Source organism: Pseudonocardia nigra, assembly GCF_019396355.1.
Taxonomy (GTDB): domain Bacteria; phylum Actinomycetota; class Actinomycetes; order Mycobacteriales; family Pseudonocardiaceae; genus Pseudonocardia; species Pseudonocardia nigra.
Window position 1 is genome coordinate 1 of the sequence record NZ_JAHKRK010000361.1, and the last position, 4,355, is coordinate 4,355.

At 69.4% G+C, this 4,355-nt stretch carries 2 protein-coding genes; both read right to left on the minus strand.

Annotated features, from left to right (window positions below):
* Nucleotides 1-325: 325 nt before the first annotated feature.
* Complete coding sequence (locus KME75_RS40190; RefSeq protein ID WP_219420241.1) at nt 326-2,449, minus strand: UvrD-helicase domain-containing protein; 2,124 nt, start codon at nt 2,447-2,449, stop codon at nt 326-328.
* A complete protein-coding gene (locus KME75_RS40195; RefSeq protein WP_219420242.1) occupies nt 2,449-4,173 on the minus strand; it encodes an MrfA Zn-binding domain-containing protein in 1,725 nt (574 codons plus the stop codon). Before KME75_RS40195 ends, KME75_RS40190 begins: the two co-directional genes overlap by 1 nt.
* Between the last annotated feature and the right edge of the window lie 182 nt (nt 4,174-4,355).

Genomic DNA, 4,355 nt, shown 5'->3' on the forward strand with positions numbered 1-4,355 from the left:
CAACCGCTCCGAGCGGTTCATACACCGGACCGGCCCGCCGGTCACGGTCTCACCCCGCCCGACCGGAGCCCCGAAACCCGACGGGAACAAGGCACGCCTCGTCGGGCTGGGGCGAAGCCCCGGTTAGTTACTCCGTACTCACAGTCAACCTCGGTCGGATGCGCCCGCAGGCGCTGATCGGAACGACCGAACGAACGTACCCGAGCCATGGATTCTCCTCATCAACAGCTGGTCGACTGGTCAAGAACACACCTGGCATCACGCCTCTCGAAGGCTTCGCCATCGCTCAAAAGGCCGGCGCCAGACCGCGTTCCTCTGGTGTGACTCATCCAGCAGAGAGGGGAAGGAACGGGCTCGGCGCCCCCGACCACGTCACGATCAGTTCGTCGCGGGCACGGCTACAGGCGACGTAGAACAGTGAACGCTCGCGTCCCCGCAGGACGGGGCCCTCCGATTCGGATTGGTTCTCGAACACCCAGTCGAGAGGCACCACGCCGGCCTCGGCGCCGACCACTATCACACGGGAGAACTCGGTGCCCTTCGCCCGGTGCATCGACGCGATCTTCACCGCCGCGGGGTTGCCTGCGCCCTCGCGCTGCAGAAGCTCGATCGCCACCCCGGCCTCCTGCAGTGCGAGGCGGGCACGGTCCTGCTCCGCGCTGCGCCGGGCGAGCACGGCGATGGACGCCGCCGGCACTCCCGCGTCGAGCCAGGCGCGCACGGACGCGGCGAGGAAGCGCATCTCCTCCGCGACCCCGGGGAATCCGCGAGTCACGGGAACAGGACCGGTGAACGTGGAGTGGTAGCCGGCGACAGTGTCCTCGTCGCCGTCGAGGTCGAGCACCTGTTGTCCGTCGATCACACCGATGGCGAAGGCGAGGTTCTGCCGGGAGGTCCGGTAGTTGAGGGTGAGGCGCCGGGACCGGCCGCGCGTTTCGATGCCGAACCGGCTCAGAACAATGCGCTCGCCGTAGATCCGCTGGTGGCCGTCCTCGCAGATGAACAGGTCGTTGGGGCTGGGTGCGACCAGCCCACGCAGCACTCGCCAATGCCCCGCATGGAGGTCCTGACCCTCGTCGACGACGACGTGGTCGTAGGTGGGCACCTGCTCGCGCAACGTCGGGTCCTCGAGAATCTGCGCCGCGCGGGCGGCGAGCACGTCGAACGTCGTCCGCCCCTGGGTCGTGAGGCTCCGCAGGTACGTCTCGACGACGGTCCAGACGGCCGCTCGCTGGACCCTGTTGAGCCGCACGCCCCGGCCCGGTCGTTTCACCCGCAGGTAGGCCTCGCGGGTCTGCTCCGCCATCCCGAGGACGACGGTGCGGTACTCCGTGGCCAGGAATGCCGGCGTCAGCACGGATGCGAGATCGGCGGGAACCCCGGCCGAGCGCACAGCGTCCTCCCACAGCGTCTCCTGCTCGCTGTTGCCCAGGATCGGGCCGGGAGGGCCGTCCACCGCCTGGACGACGGCGCGCACCACTTGATCGACGCCCTTCACCGTGACTCGCGTCAGCTCCTCGGAGCGCAGGAGTCCGCGCACATCGGCCTCTAGGTCGGCCGCCAGGTTGCGCGTGAACGTGCAGAGCAGCACGCGCGCACCCGGCCGCCGGGCGAGGAACGCGGCCCGGTGCAGCGCCACCACCGTCTTGCCGGTGCCGGCACCTCCGGCGAGCCGGAACGGCCCGTTGTAGGTCTCGCGGTAGGCGACCGCCCGCTGCTTGGGGTGCAGGTAGGTGCGCCAGGCGGCGAAGTCGCCTTCCATCATGCGGCGCAGCTCGTCGTCGTTGTCGAGGTAGACGAACTGCATCCGGCTGGTCGGGCGTTCCAGTGCCGCGACCGGATCTTCCCCCGCGCTGGGACGATCCAGTTCGTATGTGGCGCGAACCTCGTCCAACGATGTTCCGGTGGCCAGCTCCACGAGCACGCGCTGCTGCCATTCGGGCAGGTCGACGGCCAGCTCGAGGATCTCGTCCTCGGTGGTGAGGCGGACCGCCTCCGTCGCGACATCGGGGTTGATGCCCAGGGCCACGAGTTCGGCAGGCTGGAACGGCAGCACCTGCACGGCGTCCTCGACAGCGGGGCGCTTACGGAACTCGGCGACCGTGGCGTCGATCGCCTGGGATCGCAGCACCTCCATGGCGCCGTTCGCGGGGTTGACCTCGAGCGTCAGTGTCGAGGCGTACGCGTAGGCGTCGTCGTGTGGCTTGATGGCCGCGAGCAACCACATCGGCTCCGCGCTGTCTCCCACGGCGAAGAGCACTGCGCGATGGTTGAGATCGACCCGGGCGGTCCGCACTCTGCGGTCGGCCGCGTTCTGCGGGATCTTGAGATCGAGCCCGGTCAGGTCGGCATCACGGCTGAGCTTGGTCAGGAAGTCCCACGCCCGGCTCTTCAACGAGCCGTCGACGTCGAGGGCGCGGTGGAACTCCTTGGACATGATGACGCCCATCAGCTGCCTCCCCCTGCGCTCGATGACACTGCGCCCGATGACGCTGCATTCAGTGCCGCCCGGACACCACCCGCGTCCGGCGGAAGCACCGTCCACCCGTGGGCGGCCAGCCAAGCATCACGTCCTTCGTCGTCGTCGTCATCATCGCCCAGCACGACGGCGATCCGTCGGTCGGGCCAGGCCAGATCGAGCACATGCTCGCCGTCGTCGACCTCGAGACCCGCCACCGGGAGGGGCACCACGCCGGCCAGCTCGATCACGAGGCCATGTAGCGGGGCTTCCGAGACGTCGACGATCTGCTGCCACGCAACGGGCAACGCCGCTGTCGCAGGCCCGGCATCGGAGGGCTCTACGACGGTGCTGTAGCTCGATGCGTGGAAGCGGCCGGGCGGCAGGAACTGCAAGACGTTCCCGGCAGCGAGCCAGTCGCGCCACGCCTCGACCTGCTCGCTCTCGCCGACCGTGCTGTCGCGATCATCGACGGCAAGCCACGCCCGAACGTCGTGCAGCGACCTCCGCTCGACGACGGCCACCGCGCCCCGTGCCGTTCGCCCGGTCACAACGGGGACGTCGCCTGCGGGAGGCTCGGGCGCGACCCCGCTGATCTCGCCGCGCACCACGGCGGGCACGGCCGCCGCGTCGACCTTGCGCACCGCACCGAAGCTCAACGCCACAGCAAGCGCATGTGCAGGGCTCTCCCACGCCCGGCGGTCGGGGCGCAGCAGGAACTCCACGAGCGCCGAGAGGGGGTCGTCGACCAGGCTTTCGGGTTTCACGCTCCCCGGTGCTGCGAGTTTGCGGGCGGCTTGCAGAAATCGGGCCCGGAGAGCGTCGTCGCACCAGGGGGCCGTGGTCGCGGCGGTCCCCTCGAGCCTGCCGGCGAAGGCATCGAGGTCCTGGTGGGTGATGGCCCACACCAGGAGATCTTGATCCCGCAAACCGGCACGCTTCTCGGCATCGGCAGCCACCGAGTTGGTCTGCGACGAGCTGTGCCAGCGCACGCTGTCACAGAACACCGCGATCCCCGGTATCTCGGAGTCGGCGCAGGTCAGCAGGAAGTCGGGCTGGACCCCGCCGAGCCTGACCTGCGGGTCCACCGCCCAGGCGATGTCGCCCTGCGCCTGCGGGAACCGGATGGTGGCACGGTCGCCGTAGGACGCGGCGTGAGTGGTGACCGCGGCGCCCTTCGTCTTCGCCCAGCGCAGCAGCAGGGCCCGGAAACGCATCTCGATCGGCGTGTCGTGCGATCCCACCACGATCCGCTTGATCGTCTCGATCGGACGTGGCTGCCATGCCGCGAGGATCTGGCGGATGAGGTCGATCGCCGCCTCGCGCCTGGCCTCACCCGCCTGGGGCGGAGGGACGTGCGGCAACAGGCACCGGTGACATGCCGCCACCCCGTCGTCGCCGCACGGGCAGGCGACGAGCACAGCGAGTGCCGCCGTCAGCAGCTCGTGAACCCGGTGGGGGTCGGCGAACCGGCCGAGGTAGCCGGTGCCGCCGGGCACGAGGTCATGCAGCACCATCACCCAGCGCTCGCTGCTGCCGGGGACCGGATCCGGGGCCGCTACGACGTCGAGGTGGTCCGGATCGCCGCCCAGCACCTGGCGAAGGCCGAGCAGCAACGCGGCGCGGAACGAGGTGAGCAGCGTCGGATCAGCGACCACGATCGGCGGCACCAACAGTCGGACGGCCTGGGTGCGCAGCTCATGGGTGAGCGCCATGCTGACCCAGTCCTCAGGGCGTGGCTCGCGACGCTGCCGACACCAGCCGCGGTGGCGTGAGGGTTATTCAGCGAAGCGTTTCGTTACGGTTCTGAGATCAACTTGCGCGTGTCGACAAACGAGTGACGGTCCGATTCACGCGAGAATGGGTTTGCCAACACAAGCCCACGTGAACGGACCGT